General features: G+C 71.0%; 23 protein-coding genes. 9 read left to right on the top strand and 14 right to left on the bottom strand.

Translation table 11 applies throughout. From position 1 onward, the window contains the following. Positions 1-31 precede the first annotated feature (31 nt). The gene (locus L0P92_RS05565; RefSeq protein WP_234761380.1) at positions 32-1,870 is read left to right on the top strand and encodes a glycosyltransferase family 4 protein; all 1,839 of its coding nucleotides are present in this window, start codon (positions 32-34) and stop codon (positions 1,868-1,870) included. Between the two features lie 83 nt (positions 1,871-1,953). Next, a complete protein-coding gene (locus L0P92_RS05560) occupies positions 1,954-2,883 on the top strand; it encodes a hypothetical protein (protein WP_234761379.1) in 930 nt (309 codons plus the stop codon). Positions 2,884-2,924: 41 nt separating this feature from the next. Here L0P92_RS05560 and L0P92_RS05555 read toward each other — a convergent pair whose 3' ends face one another. The 3 genes from L0P92_RS05555 to L0P92_RS05545 form a co-directional block, all read right to left on the bottom strand. Next, positions 2,925-3,500, bottom strand: a complete 576-nt coding sequence (locus L0P92_RS05555) for a dihydrofolate reductase family protein (protein WP_234761378.1) — start codon at positions 3,498-3,500, stop codon at positions 2,925-2,927. 131 nt (positions 3,501-3,631) lie between these two features. Continuing rightward, positions 3,632-4,711, bottom strand: a complete 1,080-nt coding sequence (locus tag L0P92_RS05550; protein ID WP_234761441.1) for an endonuclease/exonuclease/phosphatase family protein — start codon at positions 4,709-4,711, stop codon at positions 3,632-3,634. A 23-nt stretch (positions 4,712-4,734) separates the two neighbouring features. Continuing rightward, entirely contained in the window at positions 4,735-5,337 is a 603-nt protein-coding gene (locus L0P92_RS05545) for a M15 family metallopeptidase (protein ID WP_234761377.1), read from the bottom strand. A 129-nt stretch (positions 5,338-5,466) separates the two neighbouring features. On the opposite strand from L0P92_RS05545, the gene L0P92_RS05540 reads away from it, so the two are divergent. The 4 genes from L0P92_RS05540 to L0P92_RS05525 all read left to right on the top strand — a co-directional run bounded on the left by L0P92_RS05540 (position 5,467) and on the right by L0P92_RS05525 (position 8,606). Next, complete coding sequence (locus L0P92_RS05540; protein ID WP_234761376.1) at positions 5,467-6,162, top strand: response regulator transcription factor; 696 nt, start codon at positions 5,467-5,469, stop codon at positions 6,160-6,162. A 10-nt stretch (positions 6,163-6,172) separates the two neighbouring features. Then, complete coding sequence (locus tag L0P92_RS05535; protein ID WP_237695272.1) at positions 6,173-7,279, top strand: sensor histidine kinase; 1,107 nt, start codon at positions 6,173-6,175, stop codon at positions 7,277-7,279. A 67-nt stretch (positions 7,280-7,346) separates the two neighbouring features. Next, complete coding sequence (gene kilB / locus L0P92_RS05530; RefSeq protein ID WP_234761374.1) at positions 7,347-7,823, top strand: plasmid transfer protein KilB; 477 nt, start codon at positions 7,347-7,349, stop codon at positions 7,821-7,823. A gap of 51 nt (positions 7,824-7,874) precedes the next feature. Further along, a complete protein-coding gene (locus L0P92_RS05525; protein WP_234761373.1) occupies positions 7,875-8,606 on the top strand; it encodes a hypothetical protein in 732 nt (243 codons plus the stop codon). Positions 8,607-8,657: 51 nt separating this feature from the next. Here L0P92_RS05525 and L0P92_RS05520 read toward each other — a convergent pair whose 3' ends face one another. The 5 genes from L0P92_RS05520 to L0P92_RS05500 all read right to left on the bottom strand — a co-directional run bounded on the left by L0P92_RS05520 (position 8,658) and on the right by L0P92_RS05500 (position 14,647). Then, positions 8,658-9,428 carry a DUF4328 domain-containing protein gene (locus L0P92_RS05520; RefSeq protein ID WP_234761372.1) on the bottom strand — a complete coding sequence of 257 codons (771 nt, stop codon included), beginning with the start codon at positions 9,426-9,428 and terminating at the stop codon, positions 8,658-8,660. A 129-nt stretch (positions 9,429-9,557) separates the two neighbouring features. After that, a complete protein-coding gene (locus tag L0P92_RS05515) occupies positions 9,558-10,520 on the bottom strand; it encodes an alpha/beta fold hydrolase (RefSeq protein WP_234761371.1) in 963 nt (320 codons plus the stop codon). A gap of 67 nt (positions 10,521-10,587) precedes the next feature. After that, positions 10,588-12,564 carry a glycoside hydrolase family 97 protein gene (locus tag L0P92_RS05510; RefSeq protein ID WP_234761370.1) on the bottom strand — a complete coding sequence of 659 codons (1,977 nt, stop codon included), beginning with the start codon at positions 12,562-12,564 and terminating at the stop codon, positions 10,588-10,590. Between the two features lie 182 nt (positions 12,565-12,746). After that, complete coding sequence (locus L0P92_RS05505; protein ID WP_234761369.1) at positions 12,747-13,769, bottom strand: zinc-dependent alcohol dehydrogenase; 1,023 nt, start codon at positions 13,767-13,769, stop codon at positions 12,747-12,749. A 53-nt stretch (positions 13,770-13,822) separates the two neighbouring features. After that, positions 13,823-14,647 carry an IclR family transcriptional regulator gene (locus L0P92_RS05500; RefSeq protein ID WP_234761368.1) on the bottom strand — a complete coding sequence of 275 codons (825 nt, stop codon included), beginning with the start codon at positions 14,645-14,647 and terminating at the stop codon, positions 13,823-13,825. Positions 14,648-14,694: 47 nt separating this feature from the next. Here L0P92_RS05500 and L0P92_RS05495 point away from each other — a divergent pair, with 47 nt between their 5' ends. Beyond that, positions 14,695-16,410 carry an IlvD/Edd family dehydratase gene (locus L0P92_RS05495; RefSeq protein WP_234761367.1) on the top strand — a complete coding sequence of 572 codons (1,716 nt, stop codon included), beginning with the start codon at positions 14,695-14,697 and terminating at the stop codon, positions 16,408-16,410. A gap of 105 nt (positions 16,411-16,515) precedes the next feature. On the opposite strand, the gene L0P92_RS05490 is transcribed toward L0P92_RS05495, so the two are convergent. Both L0P92_RS05490 and L0P92_RS05485 read right to left on the bottom strand, forming a co-directional pair. Then, on the bottom strand, positions 16,516-17,010 hold the full coding sequence (locus tag L0P92_RS05490; protein ID WP_234761366.1) for a peptidylprolyl isomerase: 495 nt from the start codon (positions 17,008-17,010) through the stop codon (positions 16,516-16,518). 82 nt (positions 17,011-17,092) lie between these two features. After that, entirely contained in the window at positions 17,093-18,082 is a 990-nt protein-coding gene (locus tag L0P92_RS05485) for an alpha/beta fold hydrolase (RefSeq protein WP_234761365.1), read from the bottom strand. A gap of 222 nt (positions 18,083-18,304) precedes the next feature. Here L0P92_RS05485 and L0P92_RS05480 point away from each other — a divergent pair, with 222 nt between their 5' ends. Beyond that, the gene (locus L0P92_RS05480) at positions 18,305-18,865 is read left to right on the top strand and encodes an AAA family ATPase (RefSeq protein WP_234761364.1); all 561 of its coding nucleotides are present in this window, start codon (positions 18,305-18,307) and stop codon (positions 18,863-18,865) included. A 66-nt stretch (positions 18,866-18,931) separates the two neighbouring features. After that, positions 18,932-20,428: a HEAT repeat domain-containing protein gene (locus tag L0P92_RS05475; protein WP_234761363.1), complete on the top strand. Its 1,497-nt coding sequence runs from the start codon at positions 18,932-18,934 to the stop codon at positions 20,426-20,428. Between the two features lie 12 nt (positions 20,429-20,440). Here the strand turns inward: L0P92_RS05475 and L0P92_RS05470 are convergent, their stop codons facing one another. The 4 genes from L0P92_RS05470 to L0P92_RS05455 all read right to left on the bottom strand — a co-directional run bounded on the left by L0P92_RS05470 (position 20,441) and on the right by L0P92_RS05455 (position 26,066). Continuing rightward, positions 20,441-21,907: an APC family permease gene (locus tag L0P92_RS05470; protein WP_234761362.1), complete on the bottom strand. Its 1,467-nt coding sequence runs from the start codon at positions 21,905-21,907 to the stop codon at positions 20,441-20,443. After that, the gene (locus L0P92_RS05465) at positions 21,904-23,475 is read right to left on the bottom strand and encodes a GMC family oxidoreductase (protein ID WP_234761361.1); all 1,572 of its coding nucleotides are present in this window, start codon (positions 23,473-23,475) and stop codon (positions 21,904-21,906) included. The genes L0P92_RS05470 and L0P92_RS05465 overlap by 4 nt, the downstream gene beginning before the upstream one ends. 73 nt (positions 23,476-23,548) lie before the next feature. Beyond that, positions 23,549-25,015 carry an aldehyde dehydrogenase family protein gene (locus tag L0P92_RS05460; protein WP_234761360.1) on the bottom strand — a complete coding sequence of 489 codons (1,467 nt, stop codon included), beginning with the start codon at positions 25,013-25,015 and terminating at the stop codon, positions 23,549-23,551. 163 nt (positions 25,016-25,178) lie between these two features. Next, positions 25,179-26,066 (bottom strand): DMT family transporter, encoded by an 888-nt coding sequence (locus L0P92_RS05455; protein ID WP_234761440.1) that lies wholly within the window; start codon positions 26,064-26,066, stop codon positions 25,179-25,181. Positions 26,067-26,102: the final 36 nt, after the last annotated feature.

Below are 26,102 nucleotides of genomic sequence, written 5' to 3'. Positions count from 1 at the left end.
CGAAACCGTGGTTCTCTGACATCATCAGGGCATGGACCCGGTGATCGTGTCTTTGATCGTCCAGTCCGCCTCGGGCGTGATCGGCGAACAGATCAAAGTCCTCTACGCACGTTTCCGCGCGTCGGGACTCTCGGCGAAGCCCGGCCTCGACCTGGGCGATCGTGGCCCCGAGCGGGCGGGCGGACACGCCGTCACCGCCGTCGTGGTCAACGCGTTCGGCGTGACAGGGAAGGACGGCGAACGTGAACTCGGGCGAGCGTCCCGGGAGATCGTCCGATGGCTGGCGTCGGCTCCGCCCGCGGTGGCCGGCTGGGTCCGCGTCGAAGTGGTCAACCAGCAGACGGGCGCCGTGGCGAGGATCGACAGCGAGACCCCCACCGAGGCCGCCGCGCTCCTGGGCCCGATCCTCGGCAGCGAGTGGGCGAGCGCGCCCATGGTGTGGAACGGGTCGGCGTGGACCGAGGAGACGGAGCCGACCGGCTCGGACGACGCGCCGGCCGAGGCCGCTCTGCCGACGGAGGTTCAGGCACAGGCCGTCCTGCGGGAACAGGCGACACCGGCGTCCCCGCCGCCCGGATCCCTCGCGCCGAAAACCCCGGCGGCGGAGCCGGACACGTCCGCGGCCGCCCCGGCCAAGGGCTCCTCGGGGCAGCGGGTGCTGCTGGTGGTCGCCGACGAGTGGCTGCCCGCCAAGGGCGGGCTGAGCGCGATGAGCCGCTACCTGTGCCGGGCGTTCGCCGCGCTGTCCCTGGAGACGTACTGCGTGGTGCCCGAGCTCTCGGCGAAGGACACGGAGGACGCCGAAGCCGGCGAGGTACGGCTGATCGCCGCACCGGTGGAGAAGGGGCGGCCGCGCCACGAAGGCCTCATGCGGAGGCCGGAACTGCCCGACGGTGTGGAGCCGGACATCATCATCGGCCACAGCTGGATCACCGGCTACTACGCCTGCGAGATGCAGCGCCATTTCCCTGACGCGCAGCGGGTGCACTTCATCCACATGTCCGCCGACGACACTCCTTTCCACAAGCAGCACGAGCCGGGCGCCACCGTGGACGAGGCGGCGGTGGCCGAGGAACGGGGGAAAGCCGAGGAAGCGCTGGCACGGGGCGCGAATCTGACGGTGTGCGTCGGGCCGCTGCTGCACGACTGGTTCAGCAGGCATGTGCACGAGAAGGGGGGGATCGCGGCCCCGGTACGGCTCGACCCCGGCTTCGACGACCCCGACGGATTCGGTGCGGAGCCCCGCACCCGACCGCCGGGCATCCCCAGGATCCTGCTCTTCGGGCGGCTCTCCGACGAAGGGATCAAGGGTGTCGACCTGGCGGCGCGCGCGGTCGGCGCGGCCATGCGCGGTCGCAGCCCGCACCGGGAGGTGGAACTCCTGGTCCGCGGGGCGAGGCCGGGGGAGGGCAGGGCGCTGAAGGAGCGGCTCGAGGACATCGCCGACTGCCCTGCGGTCACGGTGCTGCCCCGCAACTTCACCGACGATCTGACGGACGTCCGCAACGACCTGCGTACCTCCAGCCTGGTCCTGATGCCCTCACGGGTCGAGGGGTTCGGCCTGGCCGGCCTGGAGGCGATCACCTCGGGCACCCCCGTCCTGATCAGCGGCGCCAGCGGTCTGGGCCGGCTGGTGGAGGAGCTGCTCTCCCAGGACATGCCCGAGATGATCAACCGACTCGTGGTGCCGGTGCGGAACGGGAAGCGGCATGAGGACGCCAACGTCGACGACTGGCGTGTCGCGATCTCGATGGCCCTCGGCAATCTGGACGCCGCGTTCGCCGACGCCGCCACCGTACGCGCGGCCCTGGCCGAGAAGCGGACCTGGGCGATGGCGGCCACCCGGCTGCTGGACGAGCTCAGGCGCTGACCGCTCGGACCTCACGGTGATGCCCACGATCTGAGTACGCGTACTCATGCTGCCCAGGACGCCGGGCTGACAGGCTCCGCGCCATGACAAGCGGCAGAGCGGCCCTCACGGCCCTGCATCTCCTCCTGGTCTGGGCCATGACGGCGGCCATGATGCCGGTGCTCGGCTTCGGGATCGTGGCCTCGGCGTGGGGCGGCGGTACCGGCGCGACAGTGCCGGTCTTCCTGCTCGGCGTACCGCTGACGGTGGGTCTGCTGGCCGTGGCAGGTCTGCCGGCGAGGACCGTGGTGCCGCTGTGCGACTCCGCGTCGCGGCGGCTCGGTTGGGCGGTGCTGGTCTTCGTCCTCGGTACGGCGGGCGTCGCGGCAGGTCTGGCCGCCTACGCCGCGGACGTCGACCTGGGAGGCGCCGGCACCCGGATCGCGCTGACCGGGGTGCCGTACGCGGTGGCCGCGGCGTTCTTCGTGCCCAGCCGGGGGGTGCGGCTGGCGGCGCTGGCCGTGCTCGCGGCCGGGGTGGCCTACGGCGGCTTCGTCGGCCCCGCGCAGGCGCGGCAGCGCCAGTACGACGCGGAGGTCGCGCGGTACCGGGAGAACCCGGAGTTGCTGTACCTGGGTGCCACGCCGCCCGGCATGCAACTGTCCCGTGCCGAGGTCGGCCCGGCCTCCTTCACCGTCGAGTACGGCCCCGCCCGCGCGGGGTACGAACTCGGGTACGTGGGCCTCGTGGTGCTCTCACCGTCCACAACGGAACCTCTGCGATGCCCCGAGCCCGTGGAGCAGGACGCGACCTGCACGGTGGACGGCCACGGTGAGCTGGCCAGGGTCCGCGACCTGCCCGGCGACACCCACGACATCACCCTCGTACGCCGCCACCGGGACGCGGAGGTCCAGGTCAGCAGCCAGTTCCTCGACGAACCGGGGCTGCGTCGACTCCTCGACACTCTGCACCCGCTGTCGGACGGTGAGCTGGCGAAGCTGATAGAGGAAAAGAAGATCGACTACAGACTGTGAGCCGGGCCGCGATCATCACCAGGACGCACAGGGAAGCTCGTTCAATGGAGGACGGGGCGGTAGACGAGTTCCTGGATGTGTCCGTCGAGCGTCCGGTTCTCCAGCAGCTCCAGGTCGAAGTCGGCGGCCCCCCGGAAGATCGGGTCCAAGCCGGTCCGACCGGTGACGACCGGGAACAGCGTCACCTGCAAGCGGTCGACCAGGCCCGCGGCCATCAGCGCCCGGTTCAACGACAGGCTGCCGTGCGAGCGCAACGGCACCTCGGACTCCTCCTTGAGACGGGCGACGACATCCACTGCGTCACCGCTCGCCAGCGTCGCGTCCGGCCAGTCGAGAGGACCTTCCAGGGTCGTCGAAACGACCGTTGCCGGCAGGTTCCTCATCCGGGTGACCCAAGGGTCACGCACGTCGGAGTCCTCGGTGCTCTCGGCCAGCATCTGCGCGAAGGCCCGGTAGGTGTTGGCGCCGAACACCATCCGCTGCTCCCCGCCGTACAGGGCGAGGCGGTGGTCGAGCAGCTCGGGCCCCTGCTTGCCCCAGTAGCCGGTCCAGTCGCCGCCGGCGGCGCCGTAGCCGTCGAGGCTGGAGAACACGTCGAACGTGTAGGTAGCGGTCATGCAGTCCTCCTCAAGCGCGGTTCATCGCTGCGTAGACCCAGCGTGCTGCCGAAACTCATCGCTGTGCCGACCACAGGCCGCGCTGACACTCCAATGGCGCTTCATCGATCCAATGGCACGTCGTCGATGGCTCACCAGCTGATCGCGGCCGCCACCGGCAGGTGATCGCTCCCGGTGGCGGGCAGCACCCACGAACTCGTCGGCTCCACGCCACGGACCAGGATCTGGTCGATCCGCACCACCGGAAACGTCGCCGGCCAGCTGAAGCCGAAGCCGTCCCCGGCCTCCTCCTGGGCCGAGCGCAACCGCGAGGTGAGACCGTCGAACGCCCGGTCGTCCACGGCGCCGTTCAGGTCGCCGAGCACCACCACCCGCTCGTTGCGCTCGGCGGCGACGGCCCTGCCCAGCGCCTGCGCGTTCCTGTCCCGCGAGTCCGTCCAGAAGCCCGCCCGCGGATTCACCCGTACCGACCCCAGGTGGGCCACGTACACCGCCAGCGGTCCCTGGTCGGTGGCCACCGTGGTGCGCAGCGCCCGGTTGCCGGCCAGCTTGACGTCGGCCGGCTTGGTGGCCGCCAGCGGCCCGTAGTCCGTCTCGATCTCGACGGGCCGGGTGTCCGACAGCGGCAGCCTGCTCCACAGCCCGACCGTGCCCAGCACCGTGTGGTACGGGTACGTCTTCGCCAGCCGCTCCTCGTAGGTGCCCCTGTCCTGTGACGTGATCTCCTCCAGGGCCAGCACGTCCGCGCCGGAGGCGATCAGGTCGCGGGCGGTGCCGGCCGGGTCGGGGTTGTCGGCGCCGACGTTGTGACTGACCAGGGTGAGGTCGCCGCCCGGCTGGGACTTGTCGCCGAGGAGCCCGCCGAAGAGGTTCAGCCACACGATGACCGGCAGCAGCAGCGCGGCCACCGCCACGGCGGAACGGCGCCACAGCGCCCCGGCCAGCAGCACCGGAACGAACAGACCGAACCACGGCAGGAGGTTCTCCACCAGGCTGCCGAGGTGCCCGATCCGGTTCGGGATCCTCGCGTGCAGCGACATGAGCAGGCCGAGCAGCAGCGCCAGCGCCGTGAGGACCGGGCCGCGCCTCCAGGGCTCCGGCCGGGAGCCGAGGCGGACAGCTCTGCGGATGCCCGAACGCCAGGTCCCGGAGGCGGTGCCCCGGCGGCCGGCGCCGCCCTGTCCGGTCTCCGCCGTGTCGACCTGCACCATCGTCTGTCCTCGCTCGCTCTCGGTCACTTGCGCATCCTGGGATCCTGGGTGGGGTCGGCATACATGGGCGGGCAGCCACGGTCGACCGCCGTGGCGCGCAGTTCGTAATGCCAGGGTTCGTTCCGGTAGATCTGGCACAGTCCGTACGCGGCGCCCTGCCGGGACAGCCATGCCGTCGCGTCGGAGTGCCCGAGGTCGACCGCGTCCCCCGTCACATGGGGAGACGTCCCCGCGGTGGCCACCCATCGGGCGGCCTCGTACTCGGAGCCGTATTCGATGATCGCCTCGCGAAGCAGCTGGTTCTGGTACGCCGCGGAACGCCAGCCGCTGTTGACGTGGATCGTCACTCCGTCGTCCGCTGCCGCCGTCGCGGCCCGGCGAAGGGCCTTGAGCAGCCCCGGGTCGAGTCCGGTCACGGCCGGGGTCGTGTCGTCGAAGACCGTCACGCCGTCGGGAACGACACCGTCAGCCTCCCCGAGCGGACCGCCGAGCTCACCGCGATCAGCGTGCGTGGGTAATGCGGTCGAGGGAGGCGAGGGCGACGAGGACCTGGGTATCCGGGAGCCGAGGGCGGCGGTGATCACGGCGATGACCACGATCAGGCCGACGACAAGGAGCCGGCGCATCCGGCGGATCTTCGTTGCTGCCGATGGCGGGGTTCGAGTCATGCCGTCAGTCAAGGCAGCGCGGGGTTGCCGGCGCGTATGCGGTTTTGGATATGCCGACGATATGCGCCGACTCGTAGCCTTGACGACATGCGTGTGCTGATCGTCGAGGACGAGCCCTATCTGGCGGAAGCCATCCGCGACGGCCTGCGCCTCGAAGCCATCGCGGCCGACATCGCGGGTGACGGCGACACCGCTCTGGAGCTGCTGAGCGTCAACGTCTACGACATCGCCGTCCTCGACCGTGACATCCCCGGACCGTCCGGTGACGAGATCGCCAAGCGCATCGTCGCCTCCGGCAGCGGCATGCCGATCCTCATGCTCACCGCGGCCGACCGTCTCGACGACAAGGCATCCGGATTCGAACTCGGCGCGGACGACTACCTCACGAAACCCTTTGAACTCCGGGAACTCGCGCTCAGGCTCAGAGCGCTGGACCGCAGACGCGCCCACAGCAGACCGCCCGTGCGGGAGCTCGAAGGTCTGCGGCTGGACCCGTTCCGCCGCGAGGTCTACCGGGACGACCGCTATGTCGCGCTGACCAGGAAGCAGTTCGCCGTGCTCGAAGTCCTCGTCGCCGCCGAGGGCGGTGTCGTCAGCGCCGAGGAGCTGCTGGAACGGGCGTGGGACGAGAACGCGGACCCGTTCACGAACGCCGTCCGCATCACCGTCTCGGCCCTGCGCAAACGGCTCGGCGAACCCTGGATCATCGCCACCGTGCCGGGCGTCGGCTACCGGATCGACACGCAACCGGCGGCCGGACAGGAGGGAGACGAACGTGGATAGGGCAGCCGGGCTGAGCGTTCGCGTCAAACTCACCCTGAGCTACGCCGGGTTCCTCATGCTCGCGGGCGGCCTGCTGCTCGCGGCGGTGTGGGTGTTCCTGCTGCGTTACGTCCCCGACCGAGCGATGCTCTACAACCCCGATGACCAACCCACGAACGGTGTCTTTCCCGTCCGGTCCGCCCTCCTGGAGGTCTTCGCTCCCAGGGCAGCCGCCGTCATGGCCTTCCTGCTGCTGTTCGGCCTCCTGGGGGGATGGATCCTCGCCGGCCGCATGCTCGCCCCTCTGACCCGCATCACGGACGCCACCCGCACGGCCGCGAACGGGACCCTTTCCCACCGGATCCGGCTGTCGGGACGTAAGGACGAGTTCCGTGAACTCGCCGACGCCTTCGACACGATGCTCGCCCGGCTCGAATCACACGTCGCCGAACAGCAGCGCTTCGCCGCCAACGCCTCGCACGAACTGCGCACCCCGCTCGCGATCTCCAAGGCCCTCCTCGACGTGGCCCGCACCGACCCGAACAACGACACCCGCGAACTCGTCGACCGCCTCCACGCCGTCAACACCCGGGCGATCGACCTCACCGAGGCGCTGCTCCTGCTCAGCCGCGCCGAACAGCGGACCTTCACCCGAGAACCCGTCGACCTGTCCCTGCTGGCGGAGGAAGCCACCGAAACCCTTCTCCCGCTCGCCGAGAAGCACGGCGTCACCATCGAGACCCGCGGCGACATCGCCCCCACGACCGGCTCGCCGACGCTCCTGCTTCAGCTGACCACGAACCTCGTGCACAACGCCATCGTCCACAACCTGCCCGAGCAGGGCACCGTATGGGTGACCACCCGCGCCCACCGGGACACGGTGACGCTCACGGTAGAGAACACCGGCGAGACGCTGACCCCGGAGCTGGCCTCCACCCTCACCGAACCGTTCCGTCGCGGCACCGAACGCATACACACCGACCACGCGGGCGTCGGCCTCGGCCTGGCGATCGTCAGAACCATCACCCAGGCACACGAGGGAACCCTCACCCTGACCCCGCGCTCCGAGGGCGGGGTCCGGGTCATGGTGGAACTGGCGGCAGCCCCACCACAGGCGTCCGCGCACCGGAACCTGTGAACAGGGAGGTTCACGGGCGGGAACTATGCTGTGGCCTGCGGCCGGACGCCGACCAGGAAAGCAGCCAGTGATCACCACTCTTTTCGCCGTCATCGGAACGCTCCTCGGATCGATCGTCACCGGCACGTTCCAACACCTGGCGGCCGGCCGCGCCGAACGCGCAGCCGCGGCCGAGCAGTTGCGCCGCGACCGGCTCGACGCGGTGACCACACTCGCCTCCGCCGGCTCCGACCACCGTCGGGCCCTGTGGATGCGTGGAGAGGCCCGGCTGCGCGGCGCCGGCGACGATGAACTCGCAGAGCTGCGGGCCAAGTCCCATCTCACCCGCTCCGCCATCACCCGCCCGCTGGTCGCCCTGCGGCTCCTCGTGCCCGACCCGACCGTCCACGCCACCGCCCAGGCGATGGTCGTCGCCACCTACGACATGGTCGATGCCGCCACGAGCATCGAAGAGCTCACCGCCGCGCAGGACACCGCCAGGACCGCACACGACCGCTTCATCGAAGCCGCCGCTGCCTACTTCGATGCCCACACCCGGCCATGAGGCAAGTGGACGCCGGGTCGTTGTCAGTGGCTAGCCCTATGCTGCTGACTCATGATCGAGAACAGGCTTGGCGGCTTGCTGGAAGCCGGATTCACCGACCGTCTGGGCGAGCGCGACAGGATGCTGCTCGCCCGCAGGGCTCTGCTCAAGTCCTGCTACGAGGAACCTGCCCCGCTTGTCCCGGACGGTTGGTGGTACGCGGTTCCCGGCGAGCGCTACGAGGGTCTGTTCACGGCGTTGGACCTGCACGACCGGTTCCCTGTCACGCTCGACGAGGGGATGGATGTGGCGGGGTTGCCGAACAGGCCGGGAGCGTATCCGGTGTTCGTCACGCCGGAGATCGACGGCTGGCGGCTGATCATGGGAAACCTCGATGTCGCGGTCGGCGTCGACTGGGACGAGTGGATGAGCGCGCTGGAACGGCTGAGTGCCCGGTGCGGCGAAGCCCAGATGTTCTTCGACGACGAAGCGGGTGGCTCGAACGTCTGGGCGGTCGCAGAGGAGGGACGCATCCGACGCCGGTACACGCGCGAGGACGACCCCGAGTGGGTCGGTGAGCCACTGCCGTGGGAAGCCATGCGCGTCGACGACGAGCACTTCGATCCGGAGCATGACGAGGCCGAGCCCAACGAGGGCACGGCGGACGCCCTCACCGCTTGCTCCCATCTGTCGGTCGACCCCGACCGGATCGGCGCCGGCACCCGGATACGCGGCCATGGCTGGCTGGCGCTGAGCGCACCAGGAGTGGGCCACGAGGACTTGGGCGGTCTCGTCCGCGGCTGAGGGTGTCATCGACAACTCCCAGGCCGCCCCCCGTTGGCAGCCGCCCCGACGTCAGGTGGAGACGGGCACGGACACGCCCGGTCCGCTGCGGGCCTTCTCGTCCTGCATCCTGGTCAGCGCGAGGACGAAGAGAATGGCGAGGACGGCGGCGACGACGTCCACCGCGTCCGTGAACAGCACCTGCCCCATGGCCCGCCGAATCTCCGGCGCGGTCTCGGCATTGCGGTACGAGGTGGAGGCGATCCGGCCGGCCAGCAGGCTGATCACCCAGGCCGTCCACCAGCCGTTCAGGAGACCGTGCGGCCGGGACCGGTCCCAGGGACTGCTGGCATCCCAGATGTCCTGCGCGATGCGGCGGGGGAACCACAGGTTCACGACCGGCACGAACCAGCCGCCCACGGCCCAGCCACGCTTCTTGCGGTGCCCGAACGGATCGAACACCTCGGCGTTGACCCGTACCCGATGGAACCAGACCAGGAAGACCACCGCCGTGGCGAGAAGCGCGACCGTCTGTGCGACACCGGCCGCCGCGTAGAGCGAGTCAGCCCGGTCGGCTCTGCGCCGCACGGCCGCGCTGTACTCGCCGTCCATGAGGGCGCCCAGCACGTCGTACGACATGACGTCCACATAGACGGCGAACAGGTCGGTGACGATGACCAGTCCGAGCAGTACGGCGACGGCCCTGCCGAGGCCGACGGGCGAGCTGAGCGAGGCGTTGTGGCCGTGCGGCGGCGCCATCAGCGGCGCCCCGGCAGCGGCACAGTGGGCACAGACGACCCCGTCCGGTGCCGCCTCGAATCGGCGGCATCGCGTGCACAGCATGGTGGAGTTGTCCCCCCGTGTCCGAATCCAACAGAACCATGCGCGGTCCTCCCCAGAACCTCACGCACGGTATGCGGAAGATACGGCTCACCACCCCTGTACGTCCACCGGCTCAAGCCGCGTCCAGACTCACGAACAACCCTTGAGGAATTCGATGAGCGCCGCGTTCACCTCTGCCGGGCGTTCCTGCTGGGTCCAATGTCCGCAGCCCGCCAGCTTGAGCGGCTCGCGCCGGAGGTCGGGCATGAGGTCGGGAAGCTGCTCGATGAGTTCGGGTGTGCCGGGGAACGCGGGGACCAGGTCGCGGTCGCCGTAGATGTACAGAGCGGGCGAGGTGACGACGGCGCCGTGCCACGGAGCGGTCAGTTCCCAGTTGCGGTCGAGGTTGCGGTACCAGTTGAGGGCGCCGGTGAAACCCCGCGAGAAGCTCTCGGTGAGCGCGTCGAGGTCGTCCTCGGTGAGCCAGGCCGGCAGTACTTCGGGGTCCGGCATGTCCGCGAGCCAGCCGCGCTCGGGGTCGACCAGCGGCTGATTGCCCTCGGCGGTGCCGGGAGCGTCGCCGGACGCCGAGTAGAAGAACTTCCGCAGGGTGGTACGGGTGTCCCTCGCGAACTCGGCGTCGGCGACCCCGGGACGGCTGAAGTAGTTCCAGTAGAACCGGCCGCCGAACCGCTCCTCCACGGTGGCCAGCGGAGGACGCGTCCCGCGGAAGGGCGGCGGCACGCTCAGCCCGGCCACCCCGAGCACCATGTCCGGCCGCAGCAGCGCGGTGTGCCAGGCGACCGGCGCACCCCAGTCGTGCCCGACCACGTACGCCTTCTCCTCGCCCAACGCCTGAATCAGACCTACGACGTCGCCGACCAGATGGAGGATGGTGTACGCGTCCGCGTCCTCGGGATGGTCGCTGCGTCCGTATCCGCGCTGGTCGGGGGCGACGACCCGGAAGCCCCCGTCGGCCAGCGGCCCGAACTGGTGCTGCCAGGAGTGCCACGACTCGGGGAAGCCGTGCAGCAGCACCACCAGGGGCCCGTCGCCCTGCTCGGCGATGTGCAGCCGGATGCCGTTCACGTCAACTGTCCGATGCTCAACCATGCGGACGAGCGTACGTGCCGTGATCGAGACAGCCGCACCGCACCTGAGCGACCGGTCAGCTGCTCGGTCAGCTGCTCGGCCGGAGGATCACCGCCTGGCCGCCGGCCGGGGCCATGGCCACGTCCAGCACGGTCTCCGAGGTGACGGCGCGCGTGCCGACGACCACCGGCGTCTGGTACGGATTGGCGCCCGGCGTCCCGTCGGAGTAGATCGTCGCCGTGTACGTTCCGCTGCCCAGGAACGACAGCGGGAGCGACAGGGTCCGGGACGTCTCGTCGGTCATCGCCCCGAGGTACCAGGTGGCGCCGTCGCGCCGGGCCACGGCCACGTACTCGCCGATCGACCCGGCCAGGGTGAGGCTCTCGTCCCAGGTCGTGGGGATGGCGTTGAACCAGGGGAGACCGGGCCAGTTCGCGGGGTTGTTGTACTTGGACGGTTTGTCGTACCAGAAAAGGAAGTTGAGGGGCTGGTAGTACACCGCGGCCATCGCCATCTGGTGGGCGTTGGTCGTCTTGTCGCGCGACTGGCCGTAGCAGATCGTGTAGTCCATCGGGCCGCCGACGTTGCGGGCGAAGGGCAGGGTCACATTGTGCGTGGCGGTCGGGAACTGCTCGTTGCCCCGGACGCCTTCCAGACTGATGTAGTTGGGATACGTCCGCTCGAAGCCGAACGGCCGGACGTCGTCGTGCATGTCGATCAGCAGCTCGTACTTGGCGGCCGTCGCCGCCCACGCGATGATCTGGTCGGTCATCGAACGCGTACCGTCGTTGATGAAGCCGAGCTTGATGCCCGCGACACCCCAGCTCTTGTACAGGCCGAACAGCGCGTCCGCGTCGGTCAGGGCGAGCCGGTTGACGTAGAGGAAGACGCCGATGCCCCGGCCCGTCGCATACGAGATGACCGACGGCAGATCGATGGCGGCGACGGGCTTCGTCGCGTCGACGGTGGAGAACTCGGGGCCGTACCACCCGGCGTCGTACTCGATGTACTGAAGTCCGCGGGCCACGGCGAAGTCGACCCCCGCCAGACCGGCCGCGGTGCTGAGTTCACAGCGGAAGACCTTGCCCGGCTTGATCCACGAGGTGTCCTCAAGGGCGCTCTTCGGGGCAAGGTTGAGCACCAGCTCGGCGTTGTCGACGAGTTCGGCGTGGGTGGAGCCGATGACGACGGCGCGCCAGGGCGTGGTGAACGGTGTGGTGACGGTCGTGGTCGGCTCGACGGGGCCGGTACCGCGGGCGGTGTGCTCCATGAGGAAGGCGGACAGGGCGTTGGGCTGCCCGGGGACCGAACTGAGCATCAGACGGGGGAAGTTCACCCGCGCCGACTCGCAGACGCAGGCGATGAGCCCGCCCGAGAGGGTGGCCGTGAGCGGGAGGTCGGTGAGAGGGCCGTTGTCCGTGCTGGACGTTCCCGTGACGGGTATCGCGTCGGGGGCGACCGGTTCGTAGGCGTTCTCGTCGCGGGCGCTGTAGACGGTGGTGCCGTCCGGGAAGACGAACGTCGTCAGCTCGTCGGCGATGGTCGCCGTGCCCTTGTCCAGCAGTACGTAACGCAGGGCCACGCCGGTCCGGTACGCCCGGACCCGGACCCCGAACCGGATCCCCGAGGACCTGTCCCGGAGGTCCAAGACCTGCTCCTGGAAGTGGTCGACGACCCGCGCGTTGCGCCCGTACACGGGGGACCAGACGCGGTGAACGTTCTCCTTCCGGCTTCCCGTCACCGTCACATCACCGCCGAGGACGGTCCCGTCGCTCAGCCTGAGACCGAGGGCGGAGACGTCGACGACCGTGCTGCCGTGGCGCTCGGCGGACCAGTGAAGGGCGCCGTCCACCAAGGAGAGCGTGATGGAGTTTCCGCCCATGCGGGCGGTGGCGCTGCACGAGGGCCGCGCCTCCACCGCGTGCGCCGGACCGGCCGCACCGAGCCCCACCGTCGCCATCCCGACACCGACGGCCGAGCCCTTGAGCATCTTCCGCCGTGACAGCGCCGCCGAGCTGCCGACTCTCCCGGCCGCGGGCTCTTCCCGGTCCTGTGGGCTTCTCATCGTGCCGAGCCTCTCCGTTGAGAGCCGCGGCGACGCACGGCTCGATCGGGGCGAAGACATTGTGTAGTAAACGCTTTCTGCTGGGGGATGTTGTACGCGCCGTCGCGAGGTGGGGTCAAGACCTGTGAAGCTTCGGAGCGTTGTTCCGGAGTGCCCGGCCCTGCGGCGCAGGGCGAGTGGCGCTATCGGACCCCGAGTCGGGGATCCACGTGGATCTTGGGGCCGGGGCCCGCGCCCCGTGGACGTACGCCCGCCAGGACCGGGCCGGTCTCGTCGAGGCCGACGGTGGCCGCGACGAGAGGGCGGGGGTCGACCGTTCCGGACGCGTAGGCCTGGATGGTGGCGTCCAGGCCGGGGGAGGCGGAGAGGATGCCCACCGCCGTCACGTCCTTCAGCGCGAGCGTACGGGTGTCGACCCTGCTGGGCTCGCCGGCGAGTCCGATGTAGACGACACGGCCGGACGGTTCCACCAACTCCAGTGCCCTCTCGGGCAGATGGGCCGCGTTCGAGGCGGCGACGACCGCGTCGAAGGGCAGGTCCGGAAGGGAGTGCTCGTCCCACACGTGCTCGAAGCCGAGGTCCCGGGCGAAGGCGGGGGAGGCGTCGGCACGGTCCAGGAGGTGGACTTCCGCGCCCGCTGCCCGCAGGAACATCGCGACCAGGAGGCCGATGGTCCCGGGCCCCAGGACGAGAACGCGGTCCCCGGTCCGGGCGGCGGTCGCGCGCGCCGCGCGCAGGGCATTGCCGCCCGGCTCCACGAGCGCCCCGAGCACGGCGTCGACCGAGTCGGGCAGGGCGTGCAACGACGATGCAGGCACCGCGAGCTGCTCCGCCAAGGCCCCGGCCCGCGCCCCGCGGATCCCGACCTCCTGGCGCTTCTCGCACACGTGCTGACGGCCCCGGACACAGCGGCGGCAACTCCCGCAGCCGAGCATCGTGTCACCCATGACACGGCGTCCGATCCAGCCGGGGTCGACTCCGTCACCAACCGCCGCCACCCGCCCCGCCCACTCGTGCCCGGGCCGCATCGGATAGGAGGAGTGCCCTTGATGCAGATAGGCCATGGCACCGGTGAAGAACTCCATGTCGGTGCCGCACACGCCGACCCGCTCGACGTCGACGACGACCTCACCGGGCACGGGCAGCGGCGCCGGAAGCTCCTGGACCTCGTACGCGCCGGGGGCGTTCAGGACGAACGCGCGCATCAGACGGCCTCGGCAGGGCGGCGTACGGGGTACACGGCGGTTGCTCTCCAAGGTCAGCTGCCGGGTTCGCCGAGCGAGCCGAGCACGGCCCGGATCTCGTCACGGGCGTCGACGAGAGCGTCCAGCGGCGTCCGGTAGGCCAGCGCGCTCACGCTCACGGCGCCTGCGGGGACCGTGGGCGAGGTCGGATAGACGGCGAGCGCCAGGCAGTTGACGCCGGTCTCGTTCTCCTGGTCGTCGATGCCGTAGCCCCTCTCGCGCGTGGCCGCCAGCTCCTGGTGCAATGCGGCGGCCGTGCACAGCGAGCGTGCCGTACGACGCTCCAGCGGGGAGCCGCCGATCCACGCCTCGACCTCCGCCACGGTGCCCAACCGCCGCGCCAGCAGCAGCTTTCCGACGGCCGTCGTGTGCGCGGGGTTGCGCCCGCCGATCGTCGACGTCAGCCGGACGGCACCGGTGGGCGGGTCGACCTTGGCGCGGTAGACGACCTCACGGCCGTCGAGCACCGCGTAGTGCGCGGTCTCGCCGAACCGTCGCGCCAGCGCGTCGAGCACCGGCCGCAGCCGGACCTGCTCGGGACGCGCCTCGTGATGGGCGAACGCCATCCGCAGGAACTCGTCCCCCAGTACATAGCGGCCCCGGGCGTCCTGCTCGGCCAGCCCGGCCCGCCGCAGCGCCCCCAGCGCCCGGTGCACCGTCGGCTTGGGACTGGCGACGACCCGGGTCAGCTCCTCCAGCCCCACCCCGCCGGGATACCGGGCCAGCTCCTTGAGGACGGCGAGCACCCGGTCCGAGCCCACAAGACGGTGGCCGCCGACGGCAGTCGGCTGGTCGTCGCCGGGGTCTGTCGATCCGTCGTACGGCTGCGTATGCTCCATGGCGTTCCAGACTGTAGACCTCCGTACCGACTGCTGGAAGAGGTCCCATGGTGAGCCTGCGCAGCGCACACTGGTACGAGGGTCAGGACCGCAATGCCTACATCCACCGCGCGTGGATGCGCAGAGGCGTACCCGGCGACGCCTTCACCGGCCGGCCGCAGATCGCCATCGCCAACACGGCCTCGGACCTGACCCCTTGCAACGCCCATCTCCACGAGGTCGCCTCCTCCGTCCGCGACGGCGTGTACGAGGCCGGCGGCATCCCGCTGGACCTTCCCGTGGTCTCGCTCGGCGAGACGAACGTACGGCCCACCGCCATGCTCTGGCGCAACATGGCCGCCATGGCCACGGAGGAGATGCTGCGGGCCAACCCCATCGACGGCGTCGTCCTGCTGGGCGGCTGCGACAAGACCATCCCCTCGCTGCTCATGGCCGCCGCGTCGGTGGACCTGCCCGCCGTCGTCGTGCCCGGCGGCCCGATGCTGACCGGGACGTTCCGCGGCACGCCGCTGGGCTGCGGCACCGACGTGTGGCGACTGTCGGAGGAGGTCCGCGCGGGCACCCTCTCGCAGGAGCAGTTCACCCGCTCCGAGTCGGCGATGATCCGCAGCCGCGGCCACTGCAACACCATGGGCACCGCCTCCACGATGGCCCTGGTCGCCGAGGCCCTGGGCACCGTCGTCCCCGGCGTGGCGGGGACCCCGGCCCCCGACAGTCGGCTGCTGGAGGCCGCGCACCACGCCGGCCGCCTGGCCGTCGACATGGTGGGTGCCGACCGGCGGCCCGGCAGCTTCCTCACCAAGGCGTCCTTCCACAACGCGATCGTCGCCCTGGCCGCCGTCGGCGGCTCCACCAACGCCGTCGTCCACCTGCTGGCCATCGCCGGCCGGCTGGGCGTCGACCTCTGCCTCGACGACTTCGACCGCATCGGCTCCCGCGTCCCGGTCCTGGTCGACCTCCAGCCGGCCGGCCGCTTCCTCATGGAGGACTTCCACCGCGCCGGAGGCCTGCTCGCCGTGCTGCGCGAGGTTCGCGACCTGCTCGACCCCGACGCCCTCACCGTCACCGGCAAACCCCTGGTCGACGCGCTCGACGACGCCCCGATCTGGGACACCGACGTCATCCGGACCCGCGCCGAACCCCTGGTCGCCGAGGGAGGGATCGCCGTCCTGCGCGGCAACCTCGCCCCCGACGGCGCGATCGTCAAACCGGCCGCCGCCTCCCCGCACCTGCTGCGCCACCGCGGCCGGGCCGTCGTCTTCGACTCCATCGAGGACTTCCACGCCCGCATCGACGACCCGGACCTGGACGTCGACGCCGACTCCGTCCTCGTCCTGCGCGGCTGCGGCCCCAAGGGCTACCCCGGTATGCCCGAGGTCTCCAACATGCCCCTGCCGAAGAAGCTCCTCGAACAGGGCGTACGCGACATGGTCCGCGTCTGCGACGGCCGGATGAGCGGCACGGCGTACGGCACGGTCGTCCTGCACGTGGCGCCGGAAGCCGCCGCGGGCGGGCCACTGGCCCTCGTCCGCACCGGGGACGTCGTCGCCCTGGACGTCGAGGCCCGCCGTATCGACGTCGACGTACCCGCCGAAGAACTCGCCCGCAGAAGCCCGAGCACGGCCACCGTCGACGCCTACGCCAGCCCACGGCGCGGCTGGGAGCGGCTCTACGTCGACCACGTCCTCCAGGCCGACACCGGCGCCGACCTCGACTTCCTGCTCGGGTCCAGCGGCTCGGAGGTGAGCCGCGAGTCGCACTGACGGCGGGGACGGTGCGCCGCCCGGCCGGGGAATGGAACAGGTCCACCAGGCCGCCGTGCGGGGGCCTGATGGACCTGAATGGACCGGATGTGCGCTACGGCAGGGTCAGGCGACGACGCCGCAGTCCTCGACGACGATCTTCTTGCTGGTCGCGCCGGAGCGGCTGCCCAGGGCCTCGACCGCCTTGACCACGTCCTCGCCCTCGACGACCTCGCCGAACACGACGTGCTTGCCGTCCAGCCACGGCGTCACCACGGTGGTGACGAAGAACTGCGAGCCGTTGGTGGCCGGGCCCGCGTTGGCCATGCTGAGCAGGAACGGCCGGTCGTGCTTCAGCTGGAAGTTCTCGTCCGCGAACGTCTCACCGTAGATGCTCTTGCCACCGGTGCCGTTGCCGTTGGTGAAGTCACCGCCCTGGAGCATGAACTCCGGGATGACCCGGTGGAAGGGGGAACCCTTGTACCCGAACCCGTTCTGACCGGTCGCCAGCTCACGGAAGTTGCGTGCCGTCTTGGGCACGACGTCGTCGAACAGTCGGAAGACAATGCGGCCGAGATTCTCGCCGTTAGCCGAAACCTCGAAGAATACGTTCTCGCTCATGACCTTGATTCTCCACAAGAGGCGGGCCCAGGTCGAACCGGCGGGGTGTCGCGCGCCGCGAACCGGAGCGCCGGCCGCCGTTTCAGCCGCCGAGCAGGGGCGCCGAGAGACGGCAGTCCACGGGCTCGGCATGGGCGGGGTCCAGTGCGTTCAGGACGAGTTGCATGGCGTTGGAGTCGTAGGCGATCGAGATGTGCTCGGACAGGTCCTGGGGACAGATGTCCTGGATCGTGATGTTGCGCACCTTCGCGCCCCGTCCCGCCGTGAGGAACTGGTTGTGGTACGGCGTGACCACCTCGTCGTACCGGGTGGCGATGACGGTGTAGTCGACGCCCGGCTGGGTGTCGCCGCCCCGATCGAGTCTCCTGTTCACGTCGGACCCCACCATCTGGTCCGCGTACGCCTGCCCCGCCACGGCGGACACGGTTTCATTGAGGCCGAGCGCGGTGGTGAGGGTGCCCAGACCGGACACGCCGGCACCGTGGTTGGACGGGGCCAGACCGATGAGCCTGCGCACCTTGTTGCGCGACGGCTTCGCCGGGTTCGTACCCCCTTCGAACCGCAGGTACCAGCGGGGCAGCACTCCGCCGCCCTGGGAGTGCCCCACCAGGTCGACCTGCCGGGCACCGGTGGCCTTGAGCACCCGGTCGACGAAACGGGCGACCTCGCGGGCCGAGTCGGGGATGTGGCCCGTGGCCTTGAACGGAACTCCCGGTTTCCCGCCGTAGTTCGGCGCGAAGACGCAGTATCCCTCGTCCTTGAGCAGGGGCGACAGCATGCTCCAGTTCATGTGGGCGTTCGTCAGGGTCGCGTGCAGCAGGACGACGGGGCGGGGGTGCGCTGCGGTCGGCCGGCACTTCCAGTCGTTCGCGCCCGCCGGCGGGGCGTCCGGCTGGAGGGTTCCCCGGATCAGGGCCGCGGGGGCGGCGGTGACCCCCTCGGACGGGGGCGGGCCGTCAGCCGCGCCCGCGGTGCCCGGCAGACCGAGTGCCAGAGCCGTGACGGCGCCGATCGTCGCCCACCAGGTGATCAGGCGGGAACGCGGCACGGGCCGGGCAGGGGGATGGGACATACTTCCGCTCCTCGTCAGGTTCGGTCACGAACGACGATCAAGATCCTCAAGGAGCGGCAGCCGGTGCCGTGGCCGAACCGCACCGCAGACGCCCGTCCGAGTAGCGGCTTTCATTCGTGCGGCTCTGCCGCGGGGCCATCAGGTGTGATGCTCCTGGGGGTCGGGCAGGCTCAGCGGAAACGCGGTTGCCGGGCACCGGGGCGCGCTGACACGATCGACGGCGTGATCGGCGCTGGGACACGGGACTGTGTGATCGTGACGGGGATGCCGGGGGCGGGGAAGTCGACGGTGACCCGGCTCATCGCCGAGCGTCTGCCGTACTCGGCCCGGCTCGACGGCGACTTCGTCAGCAGACTGATCGTCAGCGGTCGCGTCTGGGCCCTCGGCGAACCCGCCGAGGAGGCGGCGCGCCAGATGGAGCTGTGCAATCGCAACCTCTGCATGCTGGCGAACAACTTCTCCGACGCCGGCTTCACCCCCGTGATCGACTGGGTGATTCCCGACCGTGCGCAGCTGGACTTCTTCCTCTCCCTCCTCCCTGCTCGACGCGTCCTGTTCGTCGTCCTCGCACCGGGCATCGAGACATGCCGGTACCGCAACAGCATCCGCGATCCGCGGGAGCAGTTCGCCTTCGACGGCTACGAGGATCTCGAAGCCCAGATGCGGCGCGAACTCGGCGACGCCGGATGGTGGCTGGACAGCGCGGCCCTCACCGCCGAGGAGACCGCCGACCTCATCCTCCGATCGGGCGGTGTCACGAGGAGCCCCGAGATCCCGGCCTGACGCGCCCGCGACCGTACTCCGGTACAACCTCCGGCCCGCTCGCCAGTCCAACTCATCGGGGTGTTCATGGGAGCGGAACAGCAAATCGCCTTCTTCCTGAGGGAGTTGAAGGACGGCGACACCTGGCGGCGAGCGGCCGCGGCGAAAGGGCTGGGCAGGGTCGGACGGGACGAGCACGCGTGGGTGCTCGTCGCATCGGCCGACGACCGTGCGCCCGAGGTGCGTGAGGCCGCCGCGGCGGGACTCGGCCGGCTCGGGGTGGCCGAGGCAGGCCGTACGGTGCTGCCTGCCCTGATGGGAGATCAGGACCCATGGGTACGGCGCCGGGCCTCGCGTGCCGCCATCCGGCTAGGGCTGGACGGCCCGGCGATCGTGGACGCCTACACCCACCTGCTGGGCGATCCGGACCGGCACCTGCGGATCAACGCCCTCGACGGTTTGGGAGCCCTGGGCGTGCCCGGGCACGCTCCCGCGTTGGTGGCGCTTCTGGGCGACCCGGACTCAGCCGTGTGGGGACGCGCCCGCACCCTGCTGTACCGCTTCCGGGACGACCCGGCCGTCAGCGCCGAGGTCGTGCGCATGGCCGAGCAGGGCACCGGAGACGCTCGCGTACGCGCCCTCGAACTGCTTCCCGGGCAGTGGACCGAGCGCCTGTGCGACGCACTGGTCACAGGGCTCGGCGATGTGTCCCCTCAGGTGCGGATCGCGGTGGCCGGCCGGTTGTTCGACGTCGAGGCCACGCGGACGCGGGACACCCTGGTCGGGGCACTGGAGGCGGAACGGGACGCGAACGTCGCCGCCGCGCTGCTGCGGGGGCTCGGCCGACGCGGCGAGGAACGGGTGACCGGGCCGGCGACGCGGTGGCTCGGCGATGCCGCCGCCGGCCCTTCGGCCGCGTATGCGCTGGGAGCCGCCGGAACACGGGCCGCCGCCGGAGCGCTGCGTACCGCCCTCAACGACCCCGCGCTGCCCGGCCGTACGCGTGCGGCGGCCGCGAGAGCCATCGGGCAGGCGGGCCGATGGGACGCCGTCTGGCTGCTGCTTCCACTGCTGGACGACCCCGACGGCGAGGTGCGCGTGGGTGCCGTCGACGGCCTGGACGCACGGGTGGACGGCGGACTGCGCCCCTGGGAACGACGTTCCGTGGCCGAGGCGTTGGTGGCCCACCTCGCCGCCGACCCCACCACGCTCTGGAAGACGCACAACGCGCTCATCGGCCTCACGGAAGCGCTGCCCGGCCTGAGGCACACAGCCGACCGCACCCCTTCGGCCGACGTCCGCGCCGCCGCGCTCTCACTCCTCGACCCGCACAACGTCACCGACGACGACACCGGCGCCGACCTGGGCCGGTTCGTTCACGCCCTGGACCACCCGGACCAGACGGTCCGCTTCCACGCCACGGAGGGGCTGGCCCACTGGCTGGCGTACACCGGGACACCGCCGCGCGACGAGACGCGGCTGCGCACCCGGCTCACCGCCCTCGCCTCGGACGACTCGGAGACGGCGCCGACCCGCGCGGCGGCGGACGACGCCCTGCGAGCGCTGGACGAGTCCCACCCGTGAGGGCGACGGAACTCAGCTCTCCGGCACGGCGTCGCCGGAGGGCGCGTCGCCCCGGCCGTAATGGTGCGTGGTGAACATGTAGAGCAGCCCCGTGCCCAGCACCACCGCGCCGCAGAGCAGGACGATCCAGTTCTCCCACCACGGCTTCTCCGGCGTGCGGGCCCAGCAGATGTTGACGATCGCGAAGATGCCGTAGGCCAGCGCACCGATGTTCACCGCGAGACCCCAGCGGCCCAGCGTGAACTCTCCTGCCGGACGCCAGCCCTTGAGCCGGGCCCGCAGCGCCGCCAGGACCACCATCTGGAACGAGGCGTAGATACCGAGGATCGCGAACGAGACGATGTTGGTGAGAGCGTCCTCGGAGAACAGCGAGGCGAACGCGATGAGCAGCGGTACGACGGCGGACACCAGCAGCGCGTAGCCGGGCACCGCGCGGGCGTGCGCGAACCGGCGCAGCAACTGGTGCCCGACGATCATCTCGTCGCGGGCGTACGAGTAGATGAGCCGCCCCGCGGCCGCCTGGAGGCTGATCGTGCAGGACAGGAAGGAGATCAGCACCACCGCCATCACCAGCCGGGCGCCGGTCTCGCCCATGGCGTCGTACAGCACGTCCACCACCGGGTCGGCCTGCTCGCCCGAGATGACCGCGCCGTAGTCCGTGACCGACAGCAGCAGCGACATACAGGTGAACGTGGCCGCCGCGCCGCCGATGTAGATGGTGCGGCGCATCGCCCGCGGGATGACACGGCCCGGGTGGGCGACCTCCTCGGCGGTGTCGCCGCAGGCCTCGAAGCCGTAGTACTGGTAGAAGCCGATGATGGCCGCGGCGAGGAACACCGGCAAGTAGGAGCCGTCGCCCTCGGTGCCGTAGGTGTCGAAGACGACGCCGATGCCGTGGTGGCGGTGGGTGGACAGCAGGTAGATGCCGACGACCAGGGCGCCGATGAGTTCGCCGGCGAAGCCGATCACGGCCGCCGCCGAAAGCGCCTTGGTGCCCATGTAGTTGATGAGGACGGCGACGACGATGAGCACCGCCGTGCACAGCACGGTGTTGTGCACGGTCGGGTCGAAGCCGAAGAGGATGGCGATGTAGGGACCGGCACCGTAGGCGACCGAGGTGATGGTCACCAGTAGCGCCCACATGTACACCCAACCCGTCATCCACGCCCAGCGTTTGCCCCACAGCCGCCGGGCCCACGGGTAGACGCCGCCGGCGATGGGGTACTGCGCGACGACCTCGCCGAAGATCAGCGCGACCAGGAACTGGCCGCAGCCCGCGAGCACGAACGCCCAGATCATCGGTGGCCCGCCCTCGGCGAGCGCGGTACCGAAGAGCGTGTAGGTGCTCACCACCGGCGAGAGGTAGGTGAAGCCGAGGGCGAAGTTCGCCCACGGTCCCATGTCCTTGCGGAACTCCGAGCCCGGCTCCCCGCCGGGCGCGGCGGACGCCGGGGCGGGCGGCCGCTCGGCGCCGGTCACCGCCCGGCCCCGCGTGCCGCCGGCCCGGGACGGCCGGTGATCAGGTCGGCGGCGCGTTCCGCGGCGAGCAGGACCGTCACCATCGGGTTGATGGTGGGCATCGTCGGGAACACCGACGCGTCCACGATCCGTACGCCCTCGAAGCCGCGCAGCCTCAACTCCGGGTCGCAGACGGCCATACGGTCGTCCGGGGCGCCCATACGGCACGTGCCCGCCGGGTGGTAGACGGTGTGCGCGGCACGGCGCCCGTACTCCGACAGATCGGCGTCGGAGACCACGTCCGGGCCGGGCGCGACCTCCCGGACCAGCCAGTCGCGCAACGGGTCGGTCGCGGCCACCTCGCGGGCCACTCTCAGTCCGTCCACGATCGTGCGCTCGTCGTGGCCCTCGGGGTCGGTGAAGTACCGGAAGTCCAGGGCGGGTTGCTCGGCGGGATCGGCGCTGCGCAGCCACATCCGGCCGGTGGAGCGGGCCCGCGGCACGTTCGGCGTCATACAGACCCCGTACCGCGGCACGGGGTAGCCCAGACGTTCGGTGTTGACGGTGAACGGCACCTGGTAGAAGTGGAACATCAGGTCCGGGCGCGGCTGGCCCTTGTCGCGGCGCAGGAACAGGCCGGCGTCCGAGTCCATCGCGGAGTTCGGCGGCAGCGGACCCGCGGTCTCCCAGACGATCACGGACTCGGGGTGGTCCAGCAGGTTCTCGCCCACGCCGGGCAGGTCGGCCCGTACGTCGATGCCCAGGCCGCGCAGCTCGTCGGCCGGACCGATGCCGGAGAGCAGCAGCAGGCGCGGGGTGTCGATGGCGCCCGCGCACAGCAGCAGTTCACGCTCGGCCCGCACGGTGGCCGGCCGTCCGTCGGCGTCGCGGACGGCGACCCGCGTCAGCCGCCCCGCTTCGTCGGTGAGCAACTCGTGCGCCCAGGTCTCCAGGAGCAGAGTGAGGTTGGGACGGTCCAGGACGGGGTGGAGGTAGGCGACGGACGCGGAGGAGCGCAGGTTGCCCTCCGGCTGGTAGGCCAGCGAGAAGAAGCCGGCGCCGTCGGCGAAGGGTTCGGCGTTGAAGTCGTCGACGACGGGGACGCCGAACGCGCGGGCGGCCGCGGTGACGAAGTCCTGGGCGATGGGGTTACGGTCCGCCTCGGCCACCGGGACGATGTCGGTGAGCAGTCTGTCGCGGTAGGGCAGGACCGTCGCCGGGTCCCAGCCGGAGCAGCCCAGGCTCACCCAGTCGTCGAGGTCCTGCGGCAGCGGCAGAAAGCTGATCAGCGTGTTGTGCGAGGAGCAGCCGCCGAGCACACGGGCGCGTGAGTGCAGGATGTGCGAGTTGCTGCGCGGCTGCTCGACGGTGGTGTAGCCGTAGTCGAACTCCGAGCCGAGCAGGTTGATCCAGTTGCGCAGACGCAGGATGCGTTCGTCGCCCACGTCGCTGGGGCCGCCCTCGACGACGCAGACTCGGCAGTCGGGGTCCTCGCTCAGCCGGGCGGCGAGCACACAGCCGGCGGTGCCGCCGCCGACGATGACGTAGTCGTAGGCGGACTCGGCGCCGTGCGCGTCAGTGGTGGCCATGCGGTGCCTTTCTTCGGTGGCCGGTGCGCCACGGGTTCATCGGCGCCGCTGTGGCGCGCGAAGGGGGCTGTGGTCAGCCCTTGAACCAGCCGGAGGGGGCGGGGGAGAGGTTCTGGTAGATGTGCTTGGCCTCCTGGTACTCCCGCAGCCCCGTCGGACCGAGCTCGCGCCCGACGCCGGAGCGGCCGAACCCGCCCCACTCGGCCTGCGGTACGTAGGGGTGGAAGTCGTTGATCCACACGGTGCCGTGCCGCAGCCGCTGGGCGACCCGCTGGGCGCGGCCGGCGTCGGACGTCCACACGCCGCCGGCCAGGCCGTAGCGGGTGTCGTTGGCCAGTTCCACCGCCTCGTCCTCGGAGCGGAACCGCTCGACGGTGACGACCGGGCCGAAGACCTCCTCCTGGACGATGCGCATGGACCGGTCGCAGTCGGCGAAGATCGTCGGCAGCAGGAAGAAGCCACGGCTCAGCGCCGGGTCGTCGGGCCGGGTGCCGCCGGTGACGAGCCGGGCGCCCTCCTCCTTGCCGACGGCGACGTACCGTTCGACCTTCTCGCGGTGCTCGGCGGAGCTGAGCGGACCGCTCTCCGTGCCCTCCTCCAGGCCGTTGCCGAGCCGGATCGCCCGGGCGCGCTCGGCGTACGCCTCGACGAACCGGTCGTGCAGGGAGTCCTCGACGAGCAGTCGCGAACCGGCCGAGCAGACCTGCCCCGAGTGCAGGAAGGCGGCGTCCAGTGCGTAGTCCACGGCGGCTTCGAAGTCGGCGTCCGCGAACACGATGTTGGGGTTCTTGCCGCCGAGTTCCAGGGCGATGTTCCGCGGTCCCTCGGAGGCGCTGGCCATGATGGCGCGCCCGGTGTGCAGACCGCCCGTGAAGGACACCAGGTCGACCTCGGGATGGCTGGTCAGGGCCGCGCCGACGGTCGCCCCGGAGCCCAGCACCAGGTTGGCGACGCCGGGCGGTGCGCCGGCCTCCTCGATGAGCCGGATCATGGCGATCGTGGTGAGCGGGGTCGTCTCGCTCGGCTTGAGGACGAAGGTGTTGCCGGCCGCGAGCGCCGGGGCGACCTTCCAGGAGGCCTGCAGCAGCGGGTAGTTCCAGGGCGCGATGAGCGCGCACACGCCGACCGGCTGGTAGACGACCCGGCTGAGGACGTCCGGCCCCACGTCCACGACCCGGCCGCCGTCCTTGCCCACGAGCTCGGCGAAGTAACGGAACGCGTTCGCCACGTCCTCCACGTCGATACGGGCCTCGGTCAGCGTCTTCCCGGTGTCGAGGGTCTCGGTGCGGGCGATGTCCTCCCGGTCCCGCAGCAGCAGGTCCCGGACGCGCAGCAGCAGGTCGGCACGGCGACGGGAGGGAGCGTTCGCCCAGTCCTCCTCGACGAAGGCACGCCGCGCGGCACGCACAGCGCGGTCCACATCGGCGGCGTCGGCCTCGTCGACGCTGGTGACCACCGAGGCGTCGTACGGGTTGACCACCTCCCGCCGCCCACCCGCCACCGCCGGTGTCCATTCGCCGTCGATGTACAGCTCACCCACCGCGGGGCCTCCTTCGCATCCGCCCGGTGCCGATCGGCTCGACCGTCAGCAACATGGCCCATCGAAGGGGCGGCGGCCACGGGACGCACCGCCGCGACGGCGTCCCGGCGGTGCAGAGGACCCGGGTGGGCTAGGACATCGCGTCACGTCACGCCGGCACCGGCTACCCCTCCCGGGGCTCCTCCTCGGGCGCCACCAGCGCCTGAGTGAGCGGGATCCGCGACAGGGCGAGCACCCCGACGGCGATCAGCGCCACACCGAACAACTGCGGCACCAGCCACCACCCCGAACGGATCTCCTCCTCGTACAGGGTGATGCCGAGGGCGAGGCTCACCAGCGCGTCGCCCAGGGTGAGCGCCGGCTGCGAGGCGACCAGCGGGCCGGCCTGCATCGCGTTCTCCAGCAGGAACAGCGCGCACACGCCGGTCGCGGCGAACGCGTACGTCTGCCAGGCGGAGAAGAACCCCGCGAGCCCCTGCTCCTGAAGGATGTGCGTGGCGGCCTTCATCAACGCCGCGGTCACCGCGTAGCTGATCGCCGTAGCGGCACCCAGACACGCCGCCCGGGCGCGGCCTTCGGGGCGCCGCAGGGCGGCCAGGGCGAGGGCGACGACCAGCCCCATGCACACGGCGAGCGCGGGAATCCAGCGGTCCAGCGCCACATGGGTGCGATTACCGGTGGGGGACGCGGCGAACAGCGCGACCGCCAGCCCCGCCACCACCACCGTCACCGCCAGCCAGCCCGTGCCCGGCAGATGCCGGTGCATCAGCAGCGAGGCGACGATCAGGGTGAGCGGCAGCTCCAGCACGAACAACGGCTGCACGATGGTCAGCGGCCCGGTGGCGAGCGCCAGCGCCTGGCAGACGGCGGCGGCGATCACCGCGAGGATGCCGACCAGCCACACGGGCCGTCGCAACAGGTCGAGCATCAGCCCGGCCCGCAGCCCCGCGGAGCGCGGCACGGTGAGCGCCGCCTTGCGCTGGAGCACCGTCGCGACGGCGTTGCTGAGGGCAGCGCAGAGCGCGAAGACGACGGAGAGCGGGGTGTGCAGCGGGGCCACCTCCCGGGGCGGCGGACGGGGCTGAGG

Source organism: Streptomyces muensis (assembly GCF_021474425.1).
GTDB classification, from domain to species: Bacteria; Actinomycetota; Actinomycetes; order Streptomycetales; family Streptomycetaceae; genus Streptomyces; species Streptomyces muensis.
The sequence above is the reverse complement of the archived record's forward strand: the minus strand, read 5'-3'. Positions and strand labels throughout refer to the sequence as shown.

Coding starts and splice junctions, on each gene's coding strand:
- L0P92_RS05565 (WP_234761380.1), top strand. CDS start 32: ATGGACCCGGTGATCGTGTCTTTGATCGTCCAGTCCGCCTCGGGCGTG.
- L0P92_RS05560 (WP_234761379.1), top strand. CDS start 1,954: ATGACAAGCGGCAGAGCGGCCCTCACGGCCCTGCATCTCCTCCTGGTC.
- L0P92_RS05555 (WP_234761378.1), bottom strand. CDS start 3,500: ATGACCGCTACCTACACGTTCGACGTGTTCTCCAGCCTCGACGGCTAC.
- L0P92_RS05550 (WP_234761441.1), bottom strand. CDS start 4,711: ATGGTGCAGGTCGACACGGCGGAGACCGGACAGGGCGGCGCCGGCCGC.
- L0P92_RS05545 (WP_234761377.1), bottom strand. CDS start 5,337: ATGCGCCGGCTCCTTGTCGTCGGCCTGATCGTGGTCATCGCCGTGATC.
- L0P92_RS05540 (WP_234761376.1), top strand. CDS start 5,467: ATGCGTGTGCTGATCGTCGAGGACGAGCCCTATCTGGCGGAAGCCATC.
- L0P92_RS05525 (WP_234761373.1), top strand. CDS start 7,875: ATGATCGAGAACAGGCTTGGCGGCTTGCTGGAAGCCGGATTCACCGAC.
- L0P92_RS05520 (WP_234761372.1), bottom strand. CDS start 9,428: ATGCTGTGCACGCGATGCCGCCGATTCGAGGCGGCACCGGACGGGGTC.
- L0P92_RS05515 (WP_234761371.1), bottom strand. CDS start 10,520: ATGGTTGAGCATCGGACAGTTGACGTGAACGGCATCCGGCTGCACATC.
- L0P92_RS05510 (WP_234761370.1), bottom strand. CDS start 12,564: ATGAGAAGCCCACAGGACCGGGAAGAGCCCGCGGCCGGGAGAGTCGGC.
- L0P92_RS05505 (WP_234761369.1), bottom strand. CDS start 13,769: ATGCGCGCGTTCGTCCTGAACGCCCCCGGCGCGTACGAGGTCCAGGAG.
- L0P92_RS05500 (WP_234761368.1), bottom strand. CDS start 14,647: ATGGAGCATACGCAGCCGTACGACGGATCGACAGACCCCGGCGACGAC.
- L0P92_RS05495 (WP_234761367.1), top strand. CDS start 14,695: ATGGTGAGCCTGCGCAGCGCACACTGGTACGAGGGTCAGGACCGCAAT.
- L0P92_RS05490 (WP_234761366.1), bottom strand. CDS start 17,010: ATGAGCGAGAACGTATTCTTCGAGGTTTCGGCTAACGGCGAGAATCTC.
- L0P92_RS05485 (WP_234761365.1), bottom strand. CDS start 18,082: ATGTCCCATCCCCCTGCCCGGCCCGTGCCGCGTTCCCGCCTGATCACC.
- L0P92_RS05475 (WP_234761363.1), top strand. CDS start 18,932: ATGGGAGCGGAACAGCAAATCGCCTTCTTCCTGAGGGAGTTGAAGGAC.
- L0P92_RS05465 (WP_234761361.1), bottom strand. CDS start 23,475: ATGGCCACCACTGACGCGCACGGCGCCGAGTCCGCCTACGACTACGTC.